This is a genomic window from Rhodopirellula sp. MGV (genome assembly GCF_002251265.1).
GTDB lineage: Bacteria > Planctomycetota > Planctomycetia > Pirellulales > Pirellulaceae > Stieleria > Stieleria baltica_A.
This window is the reverse complement of record NZ_NPDI01000068.1, coordinates 38,118-59,242: the sequence shown is the minus strand read 5'-3', so window position 1 is coordinate 59,242 and position 21,125 is coordinate 38,118. Positions and strand designations below refer to the sequence as shown.

Sequence of the window (21,125 nt, the reverse complement as noted above, 5' to 3'; positions counted from 1 at the left end):
CATCACTCGACATGACCGACAACAATCAAGTCACCAATTGGATCGAGCAAGTTAAACAGGGTGACTCGCATGCCGAGATCCAGATTTGGCAACACTACTTTGACCGGCTCGTCCGGACCGTGCGAAATCACCTTTGCGGTCAAAACCGTGCGATCTCGGACGAAGAGGACATCGTTGCCAGTGTTTTCGAAAGCTTTTACCAAGCCGCCGAGGCAGGCCGGTTTCCTGACCTCACTGACCGTGACGAACTTTGGCGGTTGCTTTTGAAAATGTCTTCTCGAAAGGTCATCGACAAGCGACGTCGTGACCAGCGTCAACGTCGTGGCGACGGGATCCAACCGCAGTCATTGGTGGGACCTGATGGCGAGATGGTTCTGGAAGTTGTCGGTGACAATCCGACTCCAGAAATGGTTGCCATGATGGCCGAGACGATGGGGCAGCTGTTCGAGATGCTCGGGGCAGGGCAGCTGAAAGAGATCGCGGTGGCGAAACTCGAAGGACACTCCAATGCCGAAATCGCGACACAGCTTGATTGTTCCGAACGAACCGTCGAGCGGCGTTTGCACCTGATCCGTGAAAAGCTCGAACAGGAAGGCTTGGACGCAAGCGATGACGCGCCGCGTAGCGAATAGGTGCCTGATCGACCGCTAGGGAAGTTCCATGTGTTGATTGTCGTTCAGCGGCATAAATGGATTGTGCGCGAGTTCCCATAAATGCCCATCGGGGTCGGCGAAGTATCCCGAGTAGCCGCCCCAAAAGACCTTCTCCGGATCCTTGACAGCTTTCGCGCCGCAATCGAGTGCGTGTTGGTAGGCCGCGTCTACGTCTGCTTCACTATCGAAGTTTTGTGCCAGCGTCACACCCGAGAATCCCGGATGGCTGTTCGGAACTTGGGCGTCTTCGGCGAGCGAGCTTCTTGAAAACAGTCCCAGTACGGTGCCATTGGATCGGAAAAACGTGACGCTTTCGTTGGACGCCGTCGACTTGTGCCAGCCCAGTCGCTCGTAGAACGCGGTGGACGCGGCAACGTCGTGGACACCCAGGGTGACAAGGTTGATTCGCGATGGCAGCGACATAAAACGTGTGCTCGTTGGCTAGAGTTTGTGCATCGGGCCAAATAGTCGCAATGGGCGGCGACTTGGGATACAGTTTCTGTTCCCCTCCCTTCAACTTATTCGAAGCAAGGAGCCTCCAATGGTTCAAGCCCCCCGCCTCGTTGCCCTGCTGGCAACCGGATGTTTGGTCGTCAGTTGTGTTCAGTCTGTCGCTGCCGCGTCACCAGAGCGGATCCCGCTTTGGAAAGATGGCGCACCCGGATCGGTCGAACGCATGCACGAAGAGGAAAAGCTCGATGGTACCAATGTGACCAACGTTCATCACCCTTCGATCACCGCTTACCTGCCCAAAGAAGACGAAGCGACAGGAACTGCCGTGATTATCGCGCCCGGTGGAGGACACCGCATGTTGTGTTTGGGACACGAAGGTGACTCGCTGGCCGAATGGTTCGCCGATCACGGAATCGCCGCATTTGTGTTGCGTTATCGGCTGTCGAACGAACCGAACTCCATCTACACCTTAAAGGGCCACGCGATGGACGACACGCGTCGTGCAATCCGTACGGTTCGGTTGAACGCCAGCGAGTGGAAGATCGATCCAGATCGGATTGGCATCCTTGGGTTTTCCGCTGGCGGCGAACTGGCTGCTTATGCCGCGATGGAACCAGATGATGGCGACGCGAGCTCTTCGGACCCGGTCGAGCAACAAAGCAGTCGGCCTAATTTTCAAGGCCTGATTTATCCGGGCAAGTCCGGCACCTTCACTGTGCACAAGGGCATGCCTCCCGCTTTCGTTGCCTATGGCTATCACGACCGGCCTGACATCTCGATCGGAATGGCAGAGGTTTACTTGAAGTACAAGAAAGCCGGTGTGCCATGTGAGATGCATGTTTATGCGAACGCCGGCCATGGCTTTGGCTATCGTCCGGGGACAAACTCCGCGGCTGGCGACTGGCCACAGCGATTTGTCGAATGGCTACGTGATTCGAAATTGCTCGGAACTTAGGTTCCCAAGAACTCGTCAACACAACGTGGCTGTTTCAATTCGGCTAAACTGAACGCGGCTGATCAGGCATCGTCCTGATCAGCCGCTTTTCTTTTGATCCCCCAAGCTATTCCCGCCTCTCGTCACCAGCCCTCCCAAGTCAATGTTGTTGATCCAGCGAATGTTTCAAACGTCGGCCGTGTTATTGGCCAACGTCTTTGCCTTCAGTGTTATCTTTTGCACCGCAAATGCGTCCGAGGTGCGTTCACCGGATGGCAAGAATGTCATCGTGCTCGAGTCGCTTGGTAAAGACGGCGTGCCGCGATATTCCGTTCGTCGTCAAGACCGCACGGTGATCTCCCCGTCAGTGATTCGGCCCGTACTCGCCGGTGAACTGGCCGACGATCAAGTCATCCGTATCAATGAGGCAAAGCAGGGCGAGGTCGAAAACGCGTTTACGTTGCCTTGGGGCAAAACCGATGTGGTCCAAGAACGTGCGCGATTCGCGGTGTTTGACCTGGAAAATCGTTCGGGGTTGCGATGGCAAATTGAACTGCGTGCTTACAACGATGGAGTCGCGTTTCGCTACCGCATTCCGGAACAAGCCAAGGTCTCAACGATTACGATTCAAGACGAGTCCACTCAGTTTGATGTGCAGGGCTCGCCGGATGTTCTGTTCAACACGTTTGACAACTTCATCAATAATCACGAATCGCTATATGACCGCCAAGCGATTGACAAGCTGCCGCAGGATCGTTTGATCGAAATGCCAGCCCTGTTCCTTTGGCAAGATGGAAGTGCTGCCGCGATCACCGAAGCCAGTGTTCGGCATTTCGCTGGCGGGTACCTGCAGCATCCGGCTGGTGAGGGCAGTGGGCTTCAGTTTCGGTTGTCGCCGCACCTGGATCAGCCAGCGGTCAGCGTCCAAGGTGATCTGCCGCTTGAAAGCCCTTGGCGTGTGGTGATGCTTGCAGATCAAGCGGGCGAGTTATTGGAAAGTAACTTGCTGTTGTGTTTGAACGAACCTGCCGAAGGCGACTACGCTTGGTTGAAGCCAGGCAAAACAACGTTTCACTGGTGGAACGGAGTGTTCGAGAAAGACTTTGAGTTGCCAGCCGATTCGGACGCTTCGTTCAAACGTCACTGCCGTTACATCGATTTTTGCGCCAAGCACAACATCGCCTACCATGGTTTATCCGGCGACGGATACGCTTGGTACAAACAATCCAAAGTTGGGTATGGCCAACCCGGGGCAGAGGCTGATGTTTGCACGGCGCGTGAGGAGATCCGTTTGCCGGAGGTGATCGAGTACGCCAAACAGCGTGGCGTCGGCATTCGATTGTGGGTTCACTGGGAACCGCTCAGCCGTCAACTCGAAGAAGCGTTCGCAGCGTATGAGTCCTGGGGAATCAAAGGTTTGATGGTCGACTTTCTGGACCGAGACGACCAAGCGATGAACGAATTCTCCGAGCGGATGCTCAAGTGCGCTGCCAAGCACAAGCTGCACATTCAAATTCACGGCAGTCCAAAATACAGCGGCGAACAGCGGACGTTTCCAAATCTGTTCAATCGCGAGGGCGTGTTGAATCTGGAGTACCTAAAATGGAGCGACAAATGCACGCCGGATCACAACGTGAATGTCGCCTACACTCGCGGGTTGACCGGGCCGGTTGACTATCATCAAGGTGGCTTTCGGTCGGTTTCACGAGCGGAGTTCGAGCCACGCGATCTGCGGCCGGTCGTGATGGGAACGCGTTGTCATCACATGGCGATGTATGTCGTTTATGAAAATCCGATGCCGATGGTCGCTGACACCTTGGATTCCTACGAAGGGCAGCCGGGATTCGATTTTGTCGCCCAAGTTCCAACCACTTGGGACGAGACCAAGTTTGTTGTGGGCGAACCCGGCAAGTACATCGTGCTGGCCCGGCGTCAGGGCGATATTTGGTATGTCGGAGGAATGACGAATTGGGATGCGCGTGAAGTTGAACTCTCGCTGGATTTCTTGCCTTCGGAAGTGAAGCAAATCACGCTGTATCGCGACGGCTCGATGGACGAGTCAAAGCCAAACGAAGTCCAGGTCGAACGTCTCACCCGTCAAAACGGCGAACCCCTGAAAATCCAGCTCGCCCCCGGCGGCGGATTCACGATGGTTTGTCAGTAATGCAGAACTGGCATTAACTCCCGAAACGCCGACTGCTAGATTGTTTTGTCGACACGCTCGAGGGAGACCAAGATGAATCAGCAGGCGTCATACCAAATTGAAGCGGACGCGTTGCATGCGCTAGCGGAGTGGAAAGCTGCTTTTGCCGAAAACGTTGCTAGCAAAGCGAAGGAAATCGCCCAGAGTGATTCAGACTCGAACAGAATCACCCTTCAGCATTACCGTCAGGCTGCCGAATTTGCGCTAAAACAATTGGCTTCCAAAATTCAGGATTCAGATTCCAGCGATGGCACTCAAGAAGCAGCCTGATTCTGACAAGCTTGCTATCGACGAGAATGCGGACTCGTGGTTTCGTCAGTTTCTTAGTTGCCTTGAGGCTCATTTAGTGGAGACAGGGCGGGGGCTGAACGCTGATTCCAATCAATTGGAATATGGAATTGCGGCAATGCGGGCTGTCGCGATGACGCTTCATGAGTCTGGTTTGGGCGATGAGCATGTCAGGCTCGTTGTGGAAAACGTGCTGAGCTTGACGTTGCAGAAGCCCGGTTCAACAGAATGGACTGAAACACTGAATCAATGAAGGCTCGAACTTATCGATGGGGAGATTCAAGGTTCCCTGTCGCCTGAAGGGCAGCTTGAGCTCGCGAGGCTTACCGAGCAGATGCGTCAGCACGTCGAAACTGAAGTCGCATTGCCAATGAACGGCGCACGGAAACTGCACCGATATCTTCTTGAAATGGAACCCGGGTCAACGAATTCTGAAGGGTGATTTTCAGTTACCCGGAGCCGAGGCACGAGAGGACTCATGGCCCTTTGGGGTACAGTTCTTACCGTTCGTTTCGCCCTTGGTTGCGCGACGAGTTTATCTTTCGCTGTGTCTATTGTCTGAAACGCGAAATGTGGGGGCAGGTAACTTGTGAGTTCGACCTTGATCACTTCGAACCACAACGTCTGTCGCCCAAAAAGGAGCTTGATTATTTCAACCTTGTCTATGCTTGCCGGCGATGTAATGCGGTCAAAGGTGGAGCACAGCTCGAAGATCCGTTGATCCTCTTGACCTCGGAAAACGTTGTAGTTTCGCCTGATGGAATGCTGGTTAGCGAAGTTGCCTCTGTGAAGCGATTGATTCGTCAAGTCGATCTCAATTCGCCTAGGCTATTGCGTTGGAGGACGATGTGGATGCGAATCGTGGACTTGGCGGTGGAGCGGGATTCTGTATTGGCAAGTCAGCTGATCGGTTTTCCGGATGAACTTCCAGATCTTGCCAAGTTGCATCCGCCGGACAATTCGCGTCCCGAAGGTGTTGAGAAAAGTTGGTATGCAAAGAAGCAACAGGGCAGGCTTCCTGCGTACTACTAACGGCTAAGCATCGTGTTGGCTGCTGTCGCAGTGGCGGTGTAGCCAGTGCATGATCAGGCCTCCGATGATGGTGCTGATCGATTCGCCGAGCGTCCACCACAGGGGCATTCCGGCTTGCAGGTCGATGATGCCTTGCAGGATCCCCAGAGCGATCACTGCGACCGCTAGGGTGCCGATCAAATCGCGGAATCGGTTGAGGTTGCGGGTAAGGTAGACCAGCCCGCCCCCGATGAAGCCGTAGAGTAGTGAGAGATGCCGGGCGAGGTAGAACGCGACCGGGATTGTTGCAAATGACTTTAATCCCATCGATTCGGTGATCGACGTCATCCAGTGCTCCGGCATCAAAGCGGCCGCAAAGGCCAACAATGCCGAGTAGCCGACCAAGGAAAGGTACACCGAAAGCCACATCGCGGGCAGCTTTTGGGCGGGCGTCGGGGCGCTCATGCGGGTATCGGTAGTGGGGGGGCGGGGGTGTCGGTCAGAAAATACCCTACGCAATGCCGCATCGGTCGGCCATACTTCACGCATGGAATCGCAGCAACTTGAAACGACCGAAACTGTCCGTCTTCGACCCGAGCTTCTGGCCCCGGCGGGTGAGTGGGCCTGTGCCCAGGCGGCAGTCGAAAACGGGGCCGACGCAATTTACTTCGGATTGGATTGCGGTTTCAACGCCCGTCATCGGGCCCAAAATTTCCATCTGGATGACCTCGACGAATTGATGCCGTTTCTGCATCGCCGCGGCGTGCGAGGTTACACCACGATGAACACGCTGGTGTTTCCCAGCGAGCTGCCGCGTCTAGTGCCACTGATCGAACGGATTGCCGAGTCAGGCGTCGACGCTGTCCTGGTCCAGGATTTTGGCGTCGCCCGACTGGTCCGCGAAATCTGCCCGCAGCTTGAAATTCATGCCAGCACACAGATGAGCCTCACAAGCGCCGAAACGATTGCGGTTGCCGAGCGTTTAGGGCTCAGTCGCGTTGTCCTCGCACGGGAGCTCTCCACCAAGGAAATCGCCAAGATTGCCGCACACACAACGATGCCTTTGGAGGTCTTTATCCACGGAGCATTGTGTGTCGCCTATTCCGGGCAGTGCTTGACCAGCGAGTCCCTCGGCGGACGAAGCGCCAACCGTGGGCAGTGCGCACAAGCTTGCCGCTTGCCATACGAAGTCGTTTGCGATGGCGAGGACGTTGACCTTGGCGACGTTCGGTATCTGCTTAGCCCGCAAGACCTCGCCGGATACGATTCGATTGTCGCGCTGATTGATGCGGGAATCGCATCACTAAAAATCGAAGGACGATTAAAGACACCTGAATACGTCGCGAACATCACCGGTCACTATCGGCGGGCGATCGATCAAGCGTTCGAGCAAGGCACTGTGTCGATCGACCAGCGGGCTCAGCAAGAAATGGAGCTATCGTTTTCGCGTGGCTTCTCACCGGGTTGGCTCGAAGGCAACGACCACAAGCGATTGGTCCCTGGAAAACAGAGTGCAAAACGCGGTATTCGCTTGGGCCGTGTCGAACAGGTTCGCAACGAACAAGTGCTCACGACGCTTGAGGCCGACCTTGCACTTGGCGACGGACTGGGCATCGAGTCGATCAATCGCGAAGGCAGCGAGCAAGCCATGGAAGGCGGACGCGTTTACTCCATCAGTACTCGTTCTGGTGAAGGTGTCAAAAAAGCGTTGTCCGGTGACGCGGTTTGGATCGGCTTCGGCCGTGGCGAAATCGACTGGGAATCAATCGAAGACGACGCAACCGTCTTTAAAAACGACGACCCGCAGCTAAACAAGCGACTGCGAAAAACTTTCGATACCGGAAAGCCGAATCGCAGACTGGACGTTGACTTTGCCGTTCAAGCAATCGTTGGCCAGCCGCTGACGATCACCGCTTCGGTTGCCGCCACATCGGATCAAACCGCAGACGTCACGGTGAAGCAAGTCACGGTGAAACAAGTCACTGTGAAGTCGGAGCAATTGCTGGAAGTCGCTCGCAAACATCCGGCTGACGAAGCGATGTTGCGTGACAAGCTGGAGCGGTTGGGGACGACGCAGTTCTCACTTCGCGACTTGAACGTAACAATCGAAGGCGGACCGATGGTCCCCGCCAGCCTGTTGAACGAGCTTCGTCGTCAAGTCACCGAAAAACTGGATGTGGCACTAGCGAGCTCCTCCCCGCGTCAGATTCGCAGAGATGCCGCTCAAGCGATGTTGGCACCAATCGTTGCCGAGGAAGCTGCCGAAGAGTCTGCGTCGAATGCATCCCCCAAGCTCGCGTTGCTATGCCGGACGCTGGAGCAAGTGCAAACGGCCGCCGAATCAGGTGCTGATCTGATTTACGCTGATTTCCATGACATCCGCGAGTATGCCAAGGTCGCCGACATCGTTCGGCCGAGCGGCGTGCCGTTCGGAATCGCGACGGTGCGGATGCAAAAGCCTGGCGAGACCGGTTTGCTGCGAGTGCTTGAGCGACATGGCGCAGATTTGATTTTGGCACGCAACTTGGCGGCACTCGGTTACTTTCATGGCAAAGGGATGCCGGTGGTTGCCGATTTTTCGCTAAACGTTGCGAATCATCGTTCGGCGGAATGGATCCGGTCGTTGGGCGCCGAGCGAGCGACTGTGTCTTACGATCTGAACCGAGACCAATTGGGAGACCTTGTCAATTCGCTGCCGTCACATTGGTTAGAGGTCGTGATTCACCAGCACATCCCGATGTTCCACATGGAGCACTGTGTGTTCTGTAGCGTGTTGTCGCCCGGGACCAATAAAACGAATTGTGGACGTCCTTGCGACGAACACGTGGTTCAGTTGCGTGACCGTGTCGGTGCGTTACATCCATTGAACGCCGACGTCGCTTGTCGCAATACGCTTTACAACGCGACGCCGCAGAGCGGTGCCGAGACGACCGGCGAATTGCTAAACGCTGGTGTCAATTGGTTCCGCGTCGAGTTGCTGGAAGAGAATGCTGGCGAAACCAAGCGGACTCTCGATTTGTATCGCCAACTACTGCGTGGCGAAATCGACGGGGCCAGCGTATGGCAAACGTTGAAGGCGACCAACCGTCTTGGCGTGACCCGCGGGACACTCGAATCGAAACGCAACCCATTGGCGGTCTTGTAAAATCTGACAAGACCTCTCAACTCTTCGCGTTTGGTGCCATGACGATTCAAGCCAAGTATCCTTATTACCTCGCCAACAAATCACAGCACTCTCAAGCGACGATCGATGTCACCGACAAGTACAGCGGCGATGTCGTTACCAAGGTTTCAGTCGCCGATGCGGCGGTGATTGACCAAGCGATCGACGCGGCGGTGCAGGCGACGGATGCGATGCGGAAGCTGCCGCCGTATAAACGTCAGGAAATTTTGAGTCACTGTGTGTCGCGGTTTCAAGAGCGTGCCGAGGAGTTGGCGCAAAGCCTTTGTGTCGAAGTGGGCAAGCCGATTAAAGACAGTCGCGGGGAAGTGTCGCGACTGATCGACACGTTTCGAATCGCTGCCGAGGAGTCGGTGCGGATCGAAGGCGAAGTGTTGAACCTGGAGATCTCGGCTCGTGCGAAAGGCTATCGCGGGATGGACCGCCGCGTCCCGATCGGGCCCTGTTCGTTGATCTCGCCATTCAATTTTCCGTTGAACTTAGCCGCTCATAAGATCGCACCGGCGATCGCCGCCGGTTGCCCCTTCGTGCTCAAGCCGGCCAGTCGGACGCCGATCGGGGCATTGTTGATCGGCGAGGTCTTGGCGGAAACCGAGTTGCCTGATGGCGCGTTCTCAATTCTGCCCTGTCATCGTGATGCGGCTGAGGCGTTGACGACCGATGATCGGTTCAAGCTACTCAGCTTTACCGGGTCGCCCGAAGTCGGTTGGGCGCTCAAGGCAAAGGCTGGCAAGAAGAAGGTCCTGCTGGAACTGGGCGGGAATGCCGCTTGTGTTGTCGACGAAGATGCCGACTTGGATGATGCGGTTGAGCGAATGGTGGTCGGTGCGTTTTATCAGTCGGGGCAAAGCTGCATTGGCGTTCAACGTGTTTTAGTGCACGACGCGGTGTATGAATCGTTTCGTGACAAGTTCGTCACGGCGACCAAGCGACTTAAGATGGGGGATCCCAAAAACGATGACACGTTCATCGGGCCAGTGATCTCTGCCGACGAAGGCGAGCGATTGAAGCAGTGGATTGACGAAGCGATTGCCGCAGGCGCAACGTTGTTGTGTGGCGGTGGACGCGACGGCGCGATGGTCGAGGCGACACTCCTCGAAAACGTTCCCTCAGAGTTGCCGATTTGTGCTGAAGAGGCATTCGGTCCTGTCGCAGTGCTGAGCCGATTTGAAAGCTTTGATGAGGCGATTCAAGAAATCAACAACAGTCGGTTTGGGTTGCAAGCTGGCGTGTTTACGCGAGACCTGTACAAGGCGATGAAAGCTTGGGACGAGCTGGTTGTTGGAGGTGTCGTCATCGGCGATATACCATCTTGGAGGGTGGACCACATGCCGTATGGAGGTGTGAAAGACAGCGGCTTGGGGCGCGAAGGCATTCGCTATTCGATCGAAGAGATGACGGAACGGCGATTATTGGTAATCCGCGGTCTGGGGTAATCGAATGGCTATCGGGTCTATGTTAGGTCCGTTATATTCGATCGAATTCTGCACAATGGTCGACCTATGGCAGTTCGGCGGATCAGCAGACCGAAGAATCAAGCGATCACGTTATTGTAGGTGCGTCACCTACAACACGAGGAGCATTTTTCGCCAATGATCAAGATGACTGCCAATGGAGCCGTATTTTCTGCCTGGGACTCTGCTACAGGGACCGGTTGAACTGACCAATTGCGATCGTGAGCCAATCCATATTCCGGCCACGATTCAGCCCCACGGTTGCTTGCTCGTGGTGCGAGTCAGCGACAGGGTGATCGTTTCTGCGAGCGAAAACGTTGACGAATGGCTGGCGACTTCTGTCCCCGATTGCCTTGGGCAACGCATCGAGCAGTTTGATGCTCGCTTGGGCGAACTTGTTGACTCGATCACGCCAATCCGCGAAGGCAAGCGTGTCCGGCAAACCTTCCAGCTAAGGCATCGAAATGTCGTGGCGTCGGCGCACCAGTGTGGCGACCTCTATCTAATCGAGTTCGAGCAGGCTCACGACGAGACCGATTCGGTTGGTGCCGAGCTGATCGGTCAATTGTTTGCCGGACTGGAAGGCAAGCGACTCGAAGACGTCTATCAATCGACAATCGAGATCATCCGTGAGTTCACCGGATTCGATCGTGTGATGCTCTATCGGTTTCACGAAGACGATCACGGCAGTGTCATCGCCGAAGCAAAACGTGAGGATCAGGAAGCGTTTCTGGGACTGCATTATCCAGCCGGCGACATTCCGATTCCCGCCCGAAAGCTCTACGAGCTGAACTGGATCCGATTGCTAGCGGATGTGAATGTCGATGCGGTCTCGATGTGCCCGCCAATGGTGTCAACGGACGGCGATCAAGTCTCGCCCAAGCCGATCAACATGTCGTATGCGCAGTTGCGTGCGATCTCACCGATCCACTTGGAATACTTGCGCAACATGAACGTTGGCGCGAGTATGTCGATTTCGATCTTGAATGGCGATCGTCTTTGGGGCTTGATTGCGTGCCATCATCGTGGCGCGAAGCTGCTATCGCCGGTTCAGCGTGATGTTTGCGAGTTGGCCGGGTCGCTGTTGTCAACTTATCTCTCCAGCCGCCGACAGGAAGACTTGTTGGCTCAGCGTGTCGCGATTGGCGAAAGCATTGCCAAGCATATTTCCAAGCTCGCCAGTCAAGATGATTTTCAGCAAGCGATCATCGAAGCGGCGCCGTGGTTGGTGGACCTGTTAAACGCCGACGGTCTGGCATTTCGCCAAGGAGCACACGTGGCGTGTTGGGGAAGCACACCCGATGAAGAGCAGACAGCGGAGCTGGCAATAAGATTGGATGAGCAAGGTGACGACAATATCTTTTTGACCGATTGCATCGCCGATTGGTTCCCCCAAGCCGCGGATTATCAAGCGACAACGGCAGGGATGTTGGCCATTCGGTTGGGCCGTCGCCAGGCAGGTGAGCTGTTGTTTTTCCGTGGTCCCTATTCGTCGACGATCCAGTGGGCTGGCGATCCGGCAAAGAACGAAGCAGACGAAAGCGGCAGGTTGTCACCACGAAAATCGTTTGCGAAGTTCACAGAGGAGGTCGACGGGCGGTCGCGGCCGTGGACGCCTACCGATCGTGAGGCCGCCGGGACACTGCAGTCGACACTCAACAGCGTTGTGGTGGAGCAAGCCGCAAGGGTACATCGGATCAACGAAGAGTTACGGCAACTGAATGCCGATCTGGATGCCTTCGCGTATGCCGCGTCGCACGATTTGAAGGAGCCGCTGCGGGGGATCAACCACTATCTGTATTTGCTTGAGCAAGGGCCACAAGACGATTCGACCTACCAGCGGGGCATGGTGGGTTAAAACGTTTGGTCGGACGAATGAGTGAGCTGCTGGACGGGCTACTACGCTTTTCAAGGGTTGGTCGGCAGGATCTGCAGTGGGAAACGTTCGAGCTTCAGGACGCGTTTTCTCAGGCCTGTGATATTTTGTTCAGCGGGCGTGCCCCAGACGGGGTTGAGATTCGTGTCAGTAGCCCCCAAACGATCGTTGGCGACTTCGCCTGTGTTCGGGAGATACTGATGAACCTGATCTCTAACGCGATCAAATATAATGATCGAGATGAGAAATGGATCGAAGTCGGGCAGGTTGAATACCTTGATTCGCCGTTTAAAGATTGTTCCGAGTATGGAAACAATGTGATTTACGTTCGCGACAATGGGATTGGTATCGACGAACGCTATCGGGATCAAGTGTTTGAAATCTTCCGGCGCCTGCACCAACACAATCAATATGGTGGCGGCAGCGGAGCGGGTTTGACGATTGTTCGACGGATTGTCGAACGACATGGCGGGAAAGTCGTCGTGCAGCCAGGTCGGTCCGAATCCGGCAAGCAGGAGGGGACGACGTTCTTTGTCGGATGGGAGCCGGGTTTATGATCGCTGGCGTGGTGCAGTTCTGGGTATTGGAAGATAACGACGAGGATTTTGAGCTGATCGAAGCAGCGGTTCGGCGAACCGGTCGAGTGATTCGGTTGCATCGATTCCGAACCGGCGAGGAGCTGTTGAACGCGATCGGCGATGCTGCGCCAACATTGATCTACTTGGACCTTCGCCTGCCCGTCATTGGCGGGATGGAAGTCTTGCGGGCGTTAAAGCAAAATTCCGCGTTCGAATTTGTCCCGAAGTTAGTCTTCTCGACGTCGGCGAATCCGTTTGAGATTCGACAAGCTTATCAGTTGGGAATCAACTCGTTTCATGTCAAACGCGTTGAAACCTCTGCGATGATTGAGGTGCTCGATATAACGCTCGACTATTGGCTGAATGTGGTTGCAATTGCCCCCGATTCCCGTTCGATCCTGCCGCGCGAGAGTATCTGATGAACGATAATCGCGTGGACCGGGTACAGCGAATCCTTTTGATCGATGATTGCGAGGAAGATCGTGCGCGCGTGCGCTCGGCGCTGATGCAAGGTGCGCCGCAGCGTCGGTACCGTTTCCTTGAAGCCGATGATGGCGAGTCGGGGCTCGCGTTGTGCCTGGATCATCCCGAGCCGATCGATTGTGTGATCGTCGACGTTCACATGCCAAAGCTTTCTGGCAATGACTTCTTGGAGCAGATTCGTCGCCCCACGGGCTTTCCGAAGTTCCCAATTGTTGTCCTTACCGGCAGCACGATGAGCCACGATGCGGGTGGCACTTTGCAGTTGGGCGCCCAGGACTATATCACCAAAGATTCGATCTATCCTTCGGTGATGTTTCGCGTTGTCGATAATGCCATCGAACGCCATGACCTGTTGCGGGAACTACATGAAAGCCGTCGTGCGGCCGATGCCGCAAACCGTGCCAAGAGTGCCTTGGTGGGAAATATCAGTCACGAGATTCGCACACCGATGACAGCGGTGTTGGGTATCTGTGAACTGTTGCTCGAAAGTGAGCTTTCGTCCGGGCAAGAAGAACTCGTTCGTACGATGCGGGACAACGGCCAGTACTTGGTCGAAATCGTGAATGACTTGCTGGACCTTTCGAAATTGGAAGCCGGTAAGCTGGAGGTTCAGGACGAAGCATTCGATCTGCGTCAATTGTTCGAACGTTCAATGGAGTTGATGCAGGTCAGGGCAAGAGAAAGCAAGACTTCGCTCGCACTGGCGTTCGATGAAGATCTGCCGTTGGGTGTAAAGGCAGACCCGATTCGCATTCGGCAGGTCGTTTTGAATCTGATCAGCAACGCGATCAAATTCTCACCCGGCGGAAGTGTCGACGTTCGAGTGACACAAACGAAAAATCGTACCAAGCGAAAATTCATCAACGTCGAAGTCGCTGATACCGGATGCGGTATTCCCGAAGATGATTTGGAGCGGATCTTTTTGCCGTTCATGCAATCGGAGACGAAAGGACGTGCAAAGACGGGCGGAGGCACCGGACTGGGGCTGGCTATCTGCCGCCGCTTGGTCAAATTGATGGGCGGGAAAATGCACGTCGAAAGTCGCGTCGATGTGGGGAGCGTGTTTTCATTTACGGTGCCGTTGCATCCCGCGGACGTTCCTGAGCCCTCCGAATCGGAGAGGCCCCGGTTGAGTGCGCCGGTCGAAGAGCTGTTGCAGGGTTGCAAGTTCCTCGTTGCCGAAGACACGACCGCGACGCAGATGATTCTGCAACGAGTGATCGAAGCGGCCGGGGGGCACGCGACGATCGTATCCAGTGGCGTTGAGTTGCTGGAGCACGTTAAACAGCAATCGGACCAATACACCGCGATCGTCACAGACATTCAGATGCCAGAAATGGATGGCCTGGAGGCGACACAGAAGATTCGCGAGTTCAATCAGAAAATTCCGATCGTCGTGTTGACCGCGGATGCCGTTTCAGAGACGCAGCAGCAAGCCACTGCTGTGGGCGCGAATGATGTGCTGACGAAGCCTATCGTGAGGCGAGAGTTGCTCGAAACGCTGGCGCATTACTGCGAAGCACAGAACTCGTGCTAAATCGTCATCCACTGCCGTCACTCAGGTTGCCGGTTCGTGAGGTAGCCCGAGTCGATCAAGGATCTGTGCGAGGAATTCCTCCGTTTTGCGGAACGTCCCTTTGGCCGCGCGAATGGCCGGTTCCGGCTGGACTTCGGCGGACCGCAAGCCTGCGGTAAACACAGGCCAACGTTTGGCCGCATTTTCGGAGAGCTGTTGTAAGAACTCGGTTCCGATTCCTTCTGGCAACTTGTCCTTGGCTTGGCGATAGAGAAACACTCCGCCCATTGAAGAGCCTTCGATGACGTACGCGGTGCCCCAGTCGACAGCATCTGGTGATTCGCTCACTGCGTTTGTGCCCAGCTCGCATGGAGGGTCGATCAGCGGAGCGAGTTGGTCGGCGGAGATCAGGTCTCGATCCAGACAGGCGATTAATTCGTCATTGGGTGCGAGCTCCAACAACGCGGCGACGCGATTGACGTGTCCGCTCAATGCAACATGCAGGGCACGCATCAAACTCAGGTACGCAGCGTAATGGCAAGTCGAACCGAACAGGTCGAGTCCTCGCATCTTGCGATCGAGTTGCTCATGAGAGGAACTGGTTTCGGCACGAAGTGCGTCTCGGAGGTCACGCTGCAAAACAGGTCTCTGTTGAAAAGTAGGAGCTGGGAAAACGTTACGTATTATTCTAACGGTGCGGAGAAGCGAATCGAGATGAAAGTGAACTGATTGCGTTGCCGAAACCCCGCGAACCGTTGACCGTAAACGGCAAGGTTCGACGGACGACCGGATCTCTTCTCGGAAGTGTTTCGGTCACGTGACAGGAGCTTTTGTTGGTTTGGGAGCGTCCGTGATGGGCGGTCTTCGAGCGTTTGCCCCGCATTTTTTATCGAAAATATCGCGTTCGCATGTCGGCCTGCGTCAAGTTGGACAGTTGGCATACGTTGTGCATCTGCGTGGAAACATGATCTGTTGTGTCTTCCACGCGAGATGAGAGATGAACCCTATCAATGACTACCGATACACCAAACCCCATTTAAGGCGAGAGATCCGCGACCGTTTGTTGCGAGGAAATCTTGGTGGCCAACCGGGGGAGTGGACTGCGAAAAAAGCTCAGCTTCTGGTTCGTGAGTACGAGCGCCGAGGCGGAGGATACCGTCGAAATACAATCGCTCGGGTAATGCGAATCGTTGGCGTTTCTCCACGCCAAGCGTCGACTCGATAAGGCCGCCAGCAGACTCCCAAGCCGACAGCGATGCGATATGACTGCGGACAAAGCGGGCTAAGCACAAAGAGGGGAAGGCTAGCAGGGCAACGATTCTAGGGTAGACTATGGCATCCACAGCCGACCGATCGGCGATGGATCCACCAACCCGTGCTCTCGGTATCTGCACTTGTGGGCGAATGCTTGTGCATGCGTCCCGGGCAGCTCGGCACGACGTGCTGCCCCCACATCGCGATGGTCGAATTCTTTCAAAAGCTATTTGAAACCGATGACTTCCCGGCGCGTTGGTACTGTGGAAACTGGTCCGAATTCTTGGGCTGGATGCACATTTTTTCCGACGTCGCAATCTTTGGCGCATACTTCGCGATCCCGATCGCGTTGATTTGGTTCTCTCACAAGCGACGTGACTTTCCGTTTCCAAAGCTGTTCTTGCTATTCGCCGCATTCATCCTTGCATGCGGTACGGTCCACCTGATCGAAGCGATCATTTTTTGGAATCCTATTTACCGCGTCTCGGGACTGGTCAAGGCGTTCACTGCGATTATCTCTTGGGTCACCGTCATCGTTTTGATTCGTCATATGCCGCAGTTGATGGCTCTCCCATCGATCGCGTCGACGATTGAAAAGCTCAAAGAAGAAATCGCGCAGCGGGAAGAGACGGAGCTGCGATTGCGAGAAGCGAAAGATAGACACGATGCGATTTTGCGTGGCACTCGCAGCATCGTTTGGACCGCAAGTTCAGACGGTGAATTTTTGACGCCACAGATTTCCTGGGAGCGATACACCGGCCAGTCTTGGGTTCAGCATCAAGGCAACGGTTGGCTGGATGCGATCCATGACGACGATCGTGTGTCTTTGGCGAGCAATTGGAAACGCGCCGTCGCCGAAGGGAATCTGTATCAAACCACGGGCCGTATCTGGCACCATGAGAGCCAGTCCTATCGCCGGTTCTTTGTCGAAGCGGTACCGGTTTTGAATATCGACGGTTCGACACGTGAATGGGTGGGGACCGTCAGTGATGTCGAAGACCAGGTGCGTGCCGAAACAAGCCTGGGGATGATCCGTACGGAGCTTGAAAAGCAGAAGCGCGAATTGGAACTGATTTATCAAGCCGCCCCGGTCGGGATGTGCTTGGTCGACAGTAACTATCGATTCTTGCGAGTGAACGAGGCTCTTGCGGAAATCGATGGGTTGCCAATCGCTGACCATATCGGCCGACACATCAGCGAAGCGATCCCCGCATTAACGAATCAGCTGATCCCGATCTACGAACAAGTTTTTAAGTCTGGCCAAGAAATGGTTGGGGTCGAAATCGTTGGCACCACCTTGGCCACGCCTGATCGCCGGACATGGTTGGCGAGCTTCTATCCGCTTTGGCTGGGGACAGTCGAAGACCGCGATCAATCCGGTGGCGATGTCTCGGCGGTGAGCGCGATTATTCAAGACATCACTGACCGCAAGGCTCAGGAGCGTCGCTTAAAACGAAGCGAAAAAGCGGCCCAGGCGGCCAGTCGCAGCAAAAGCGAATTCCTGGCCAATATGAGTCACGAGATTCGTACCCCAATGTCGGCGATCTTGGGATATGCCGATGTGTTGCTCGGTCATCTTGATGATCCCGACAATCGAAACTGCGTTCTGATCATGAAACGCAATGGCGAGTACCTGTTGGAGTTAATCAACGACATTCTGGATTTGTCGCGTATCGAAGCGGGCAAGTTGGATATCGATCCTCAGGATTGTCCGCTCCCGGAATTGGTCGCTGACATTCAGTCGCTGATGCAGGTTCGTGCCGAGGAAAAAGGTGTCGAATTTGATGTGCAATTCGAAGGCAAAGTGCCCAAGTCGATTAACGCCGACTCCAAACGTCTCCGCCAAGTGTTGATCAATTTGATCGGAAACGCGATCAAGTTCACCGAAGAAGGTCAGGTGTTGTTAAAGGTCAAGTACCTCGCAAACGGCACGCCATGGCTACAGTTCGCTGTCGAAGACACTGGGATTGGGATGACCGATGAACAGATCGAGCGTTTGTTCAAACCGTTCTCGCAAGGCGATACTTCTGTACGTCGCAAGTTTGGCGGAAGCGGTCTAGGCCTGGCAATCAGCCACCGCTTGGTCGACATGATGAAAGGCGAGATGGATCTGGAAAGCCATCTCGGCGAAGGTTCGACGTTCTACGTTCGTCTGCCGCTGGAGTCCGAAGACAAGATTGAACTTGTCAAACCAAGTCTTGTTGTGCGTGATGAGCCGGAGGAACCGGTTGCTAAAAACCTGCCTTCGCTCTCCGCTAAGATTTTGGTGGTCGATGACCGCCGAGACATTCGCCACATCAGCCAGCACTTCTTGGAAAAAGCAGGAGCCGATGTCGTTACGGCCGAAGACGGTGGTGATGCCCTCCGTATTGTCAGCGAGATAGTGGAACAGGGGCAGCTGTTCGACCTGATCGTGATGGACATGCAAATGCCCAATATCGATGGACTCGAGGCGACCGCGCGATTGCGTTCGATGGGGATCGATTGGCCGATCATCGCGTTGACTGCTGACGCAATGAAGGGCGACCGACAACGCTGTTTGAATGGCGGTTGCGATGATTACCTGTCAAAGCCGATTGATCACGCCAAGCTGGTCGAGATGGCGCTACGCTATACACAGCAAGTCGATCTCGAAACGCTCCGACGACGGCGCAAGGAACGCGCGGTTCGTCTGAAAGATGAGCTTGAAGATCAGGTCTGATAACTGCCACTAGCGTTGAATAACGCTCGGGGGGATGACCTTGATGCCCTCGCGAGTTGACTTTGCACGTCGGCCTTGTCAGGCTGATCCGGTAACCCGTTGACCGCAACCGCTTGGGTGACCCGCCAAATGTCTGGATCGAGTTCGATTCATAAAATGCGATTGGGCATGTTTGTGCTCAGTGTCACCTGTATCCTTGCGGTGATCGGTTACACGTTGGCCGGCTGGACTTTGCTCGATTCGGTCTACATGGTGGCCATCACCGTCTTTGGTGTGGGGTATGGTGAAGTTCGTCCGATCGTCGATCCGGGCCTAAAACTGTTTACCTTGCTTGTCGTTGTTGCCGGTTGCAGTTCCGGTATCTATGTGCTTGGCGGATTCGTTCAGATGATCGCCGAAGGGGAAATCCAACGCGCTTTGGGAGCTCGCCGAATGAGCCGCGGTATCGAACAGACGGACAATCATGCGATCATCTGTGGCTACGGTCGCGTGGGGCAAACTTTGGTGACTGAGCTGCGTTCCACAGGGATTCCTTTGGTGGTCGTTGACCGTGATGCGGAACGACTGATCGATGCGGAACGCAATGGCGTATTCGTCATTGTCGGTGACGCATCTGACGAAAACATTTTAAAGCGGGCCGGTATCGAGCGTGCCTCGGTCCTGGCAACCGTACTAAACGGTGACGCCCACAATGTGTTTGTCACACTGACCGCACGCGAACTGAACAGCACCATTCGGATCATCGCACGCGGCGAATCGGAAGCCACCGAACGAAAACTATTGCGTAGTGGTGCTGATCGAGTCGTCCTGCCAACCATGATCGGCGCCACCAAAATTGCCAATCTGATTTCCTCACCAAGTGTTGAAACGTTGGTGGGTGACGCCAAAGCATTCGGGCGTATGAACCAAGACCTCGAAGCGTTTGGGTTGGGAATGATCGAGATCCCGATCAAGGATAACTCTGTGCTCGTTGGCGCGACGATCAAAGAGATCGAATTGACCGGTGATGGCGGCACCGTGGTCGTCGCTTTGTGCCGTGTCAACGGCGAAGTGCTGCGTAATCCGAAGCAGCCAGACGTCGTTGCCGCAGGGGATCGATTGATCGTGCTGTCACACAAAGAAGACTTGCCAGCGGTGACGCGCAAAGCTGCCCAACAAAGCGGAACCATGGTCTATCGCGGGACGAAGTATTCGTCATAGTCCGTCGACCACCCACAAGCATCCACGCAGCAAGCGTTGCTTGTGGGAGGTCGTCAGTAAACCCATCGGCTATTCGCTGAGCGGTTCGTCGATGATCTCGTTGTTGGCCCGCGTTCCGAGCGCACCCCAAAGGCCATACGGACTGGGCATTCCCGGCGACCGAGCGTCGGTGCCATTCCAGATCACCATCCCGGCTGTCGTCTGTCCCGCTTCGACCGAGTCGGTCATAAACACGACCGAACCATCTCCTAGCAGCAGGTGTGCTCCGCCCTGGTGTCGGCTGCTTGGGCCATAGATGCCCGGACGCCAAGTGCCCGGCCCGCTGCTGCAGATCGGGCTGTTGGGCGGAAGGATCGTTGTGATTCCGGTGTGAACGCAGTAACCGCTCGACCATTTGAATCCGCGTTGACCCTGGTTGCCACCGGTCAGCGTTGCATTGGTCGGATGCCAAAAACGCGGTCGTTCGGCATCGACATCTTCGGCGCAAACCGACGGGTTGGCCATCAGGCGTGCCAGGTTGCCTTCGTCGACCGCTTGTGTGGTTACATTGCGATCGTTGAGGTGCGTGTTCATCTCGCCTGCCATGATCGTATTGGATAGTCCATCAAGGACGTCACGGAATCGAGTGTAAAGTCGCGGGAAAAACATCCCCCGACAAGTTGACTTCGCACGTGGGTGTCCAGGGTTTGCGAACGAGCCGTCTTGGTTGCGGCCGCCGGTGTTTTGGAACTGCAACGCGTCGCCAAGACACATGCCATAGTTGACTCGTGACTGAGCGGCCAAGCCTTGCCCCGGATCACTGGGGCAGCGAAGCATCGGTACCTCCGTCAACCACGGATCGTATTGGAATTGCGCATGCTGGGCCAACGAGATATCCGCGTTGGGGCCCATTGGGCTAAATTCGTATTGCCCCGCCGCCGACGCTGGCTCGCGAACTCGGAACGGATTGCTAATTTGATCCCACAGTCCTTGCTGTTCAAAGAACGGACAAAGCTGAACATGAACGCTTAGGTTGTGAAGATTGTTACCGCCATAGGAGCCGCCGATCGGGCGAGCTTCCCGCGATTGCGGCGCATTGTTTCCGTGAACTCGTGCAGTCCCGCCTCGATTGGCGGGCAGCATTTTGTAGTTGGAATGATAGTTATGGATTGCCAAGCCGATTTGCTTGAAATTATTACTGCAGCTCATTCGGCGAGCTGCCTCACGTGCCGCCTGAACGGCGGGCAATAATAATCCGACAAGGATTCCGATGATTGCGATCACGACCAACAGCTCCACCAATGTGAAACCGCTTTTGCCACTACGTCTGCTCATCAAACTCATCTCCCAAGTCTCAGGTA

The 21,125-nt window shown here is 55.2% G+C and carries 18 protein-coding genes; 14 read left to right on the top strand and 4 right to left on the bottom strand.

What is annotated here, in order from left to right; all coding sequences use genetic code 11:
• Window positions 1-11 precede the first annotated feature (11 nt).
• Window positions 12-632 carry an ECF-type sigma factor gene (locus CGZ80_RS23475; protein ID WP_094418116.1) on the top strand — a complete coding sequence of 207 codons (621 nt, stop codon included), beginning with the start codon at window positions 12-14 and terminating at the stop codon, window positions 630-632.
• 15 nt (window positions 633-647) lie between these two features.
• Here CGZ80_RS23475 and CGZ80_RS23470 read toward each other — a convergent pair whose 3' ends face one another.
• Window positions 648-1,076, bottom strand: coding sequence for a VOC family protein (locus tag CGZ80_RS23470; RefSeq protein WP_094418115.1), 429 nt, complete (start codon window positions 1,074-1,076; stop codon window positions 648-650).
• 118 nt (window positions 1,077-1,194) lie between these two features.
• On the opposite strand from CGZ80_RS23470, the gene CGZ80_RS23465 reads away from it, so the two are divergent.
• The 5 genes from CGZ80_RS23465 (at window position 1,195) to CGZ80_RS23445 (ending at window position 5,563) form a co-directional block, all read left to right on the top strand.
• A complete protein-coding gene (locus CGZ80_RS23465; protein WP_094418114.1) occupies window positions 1,195-2,061 on the top strand; it encodes an alpha/beta hydrolase in 867 nt (288 codons plus the stop codon).
• 142 nt (window positions 2,062-2,203) lie between these two features.
• Entirely contained in the window at window positions 2,204-4,204 is a 2,001-nt protein-coding gene (locus tag CGZ80_RS23460) for a glycoside hydrolase family 97 protein (protein ID WP_094418113.1), read from the top strand.
• A 72-nt stretch (window positions 4,205-4,276) separates the two neighbouring features.
• A complete protein-coding gene (locus CGZ80_RS23455) occupies window positions 4,277-4,513 on the top strand; it encodes a hypothetical protein (protein ID WP_094418112.1) in 237 nt (78 codons plus the stop codon).
• Window positions 4,491-4,784: a hypothetical protein gene (locus tag CGZ80_RS23450; protein WP_094418111.1), complete on the top strand. Its 294-nt coding sequence runs from the start codon at window positions 4,491-4,493 to the stop codon at window positions 4,782-4,784. The genes CGZ80_RS23455 and CGZ80_RS23450 overlap by 23 nt, the downstream gene beginning before the upstream one ends.
• A 233-nt stretch (window positions 4,785-5,017) precedes the next feature.
• Window positions 5,018-5,563: an HNH endonuclease gene (locus CGZ80_RS23445; protein WP_143544116.1), complete on the top strand. Its 546-nt coding sequence runs from the start codon at window positions 5,018-5,020 to the stop codon at window positions 5,561-5,563.
• A gap of 3 nt (window positions 5,564-5,566) precedes the next feature.
• Here the strand turns inward: CGZ80_RS23445 and CGZ80_RS23440 are convergent, their stop codons facing one another.
• Window positions 5,567-6,007, bottom strand: a complete 441-nt coding sequence (locus CGZ80_RS23440; RefSeq protein WP_233148618.1) for a hypothetical protein — start codon at window positions 6,005-6,007, stop codon at window positions 5,567-5,569.
• 82 nt (window positions 6,008-6,089) lie between these two features.
• Here CGZ80_RS23440 and CGZ80_RS23435 point away from each other — a divergent pair, with 82 nt between their 5' ends.
• From CGZ80_RS23435 to CGZ80_RS23410, 6 genes are all read left to right on the top strand, one after another.
• Complete coding sequence (locus tag CGZ80_RS23435; RefSeq protein ID WP_094418109.1) at window positions 6,090-8,687, top strand: U32 family peptidase; 2,598 nt, start codon at window positions 6,090-6,092, stop codon at window positions 8,685-8,687.
• A 38-nt stretch (window positions 8,688-8,725) separates the two neighbouring features.
• A complete protein-coding gene (locus tag CGZ80_RS23430; protein ID WP_094418108.1) occupies window positions 8,726-10,159 on the top strand; it encodes an aldehyde dehydrogenase family protein in 1,434 nt (477 codons plus the stop codon).
• A 175-nt stretch (window positions 10,160-10,334) separates the two neighbouring features.
• Entirely contained in the window at window positions 10,335-12,035 is a 1,701-nt protein-coding gene (locus tag CGZ80_RS23425; RefSeq protein ID WP_094418107.1) for a GAF domain-containing protein, read from the top strand.
• A 17-nt stretch (window positions 12,036-12,052) separates the two neighbouring features.
• Window positions 12,053-12,610, top strand: coding sequence for a sensor histidine kinase (locus CGZ80_RS29295; RefSeq protein WP_143544115.1), 558 nt, complete (start codon window positions 12,053-12,055; stop codon window positions 12,608-12,610).
• The gene (locus tag CGZ80_RS23415; protein WP_094418105.1) at window positions 12,592-13,050 is read left to right on the top strand and encodes a response regulator; all 459 of its coding nucleotides are present in this window, start codon (window positions 12,592-12,594) and stop codon (window positions 13,048-13,050) included. Before CGZ80_RS29295 ends, CGZ80_RS23415 begins: the two co-directional genes overlap by 19 nt.
• Window positions 13,050-14,651 carry a hybrid sensor histidine kinase/response regulator gene (locus CGZ80_RS23410; protein WP_094418104.1) on the top strand — a complete coding sequence of 534 codons (1,602 nt, stop codon included), beginning with the start codon at window positions 13,050-13,052 and terminating at the stop codon, window positions 14,649-14,651. Before CGZ80_RS23415 ends, CGZ80_RS23410 begins: the two co-directional genes overlap by 1 nt.
• A 21-nt stretch (window positions 14,652-14,672) precedes the next feature.
• Here the strand turns inward: CGZ80_RS23410 and CGZ80_RS23405 are convergent, their stop codons facing one another.
• Window positions 14,673-15,269 (bottom strand): biliverdin-producing heme oxygenase, encoded by a 597-nt coding sequence (locus CGZ80_RS23405; RefSeq protein ID WP_094418103.1) that lies wholly within the window; start codon window positions 15,267-15,269, stop codon window positions 14,673-14,675.
• Window positions 15,270-16,089: 820 nt separating this feature from the next.
• Between CGZ80_RS23405 and CGZ80_RS23395 the strand changes: the two genes are divergently transcribed.
• Window positions 16,090-18,585 carry an ATP-binding protein gene (locus tag CGZ80_RS23395; RefSeq protein WP_094418147.1) on the top strand — a complete coding sequence of 832 codons (2,496 nt, stop codon included), beginning with the start codon at window positions 16,090-16,092 and terminating at the stop codon, window positions 18,583-18,585.
• A 129-nt stretch (window positions 18,586-18,714) separates the two neighbouring features.
• Window positions 18,715-19,785 (top strand): potassium channel family protein, encoded by a 1,071-nt coding sequence (locus tag CGZ80_RS23390; RefSeq protein ID WP_103296759.1) that lies wholly within the window; start codon window positions 18,715-18,717, stop codon window positions 19,783-19,785.
• Window positions 19,786-19,854: 69 nt separating this feature from the next.
• Here the strand turns inward: CGZ80_RS23390 and CGZ80_RS23385 are convergent, their stop codons facing one another.
• On the bottom strand, window positions 19,855-21,099 hold the full coding sequence (locus CGZ80_RS23385; protein WP_094418146.1) for a DUF1559 domain-containing protein: 1,245 nt from the start codon (window positions 21,097-21,099) through the stop codon (window positions 19,855-19,857).
• Window positions 21,100-21,125 lie beyond the last annotated feature (26 nt).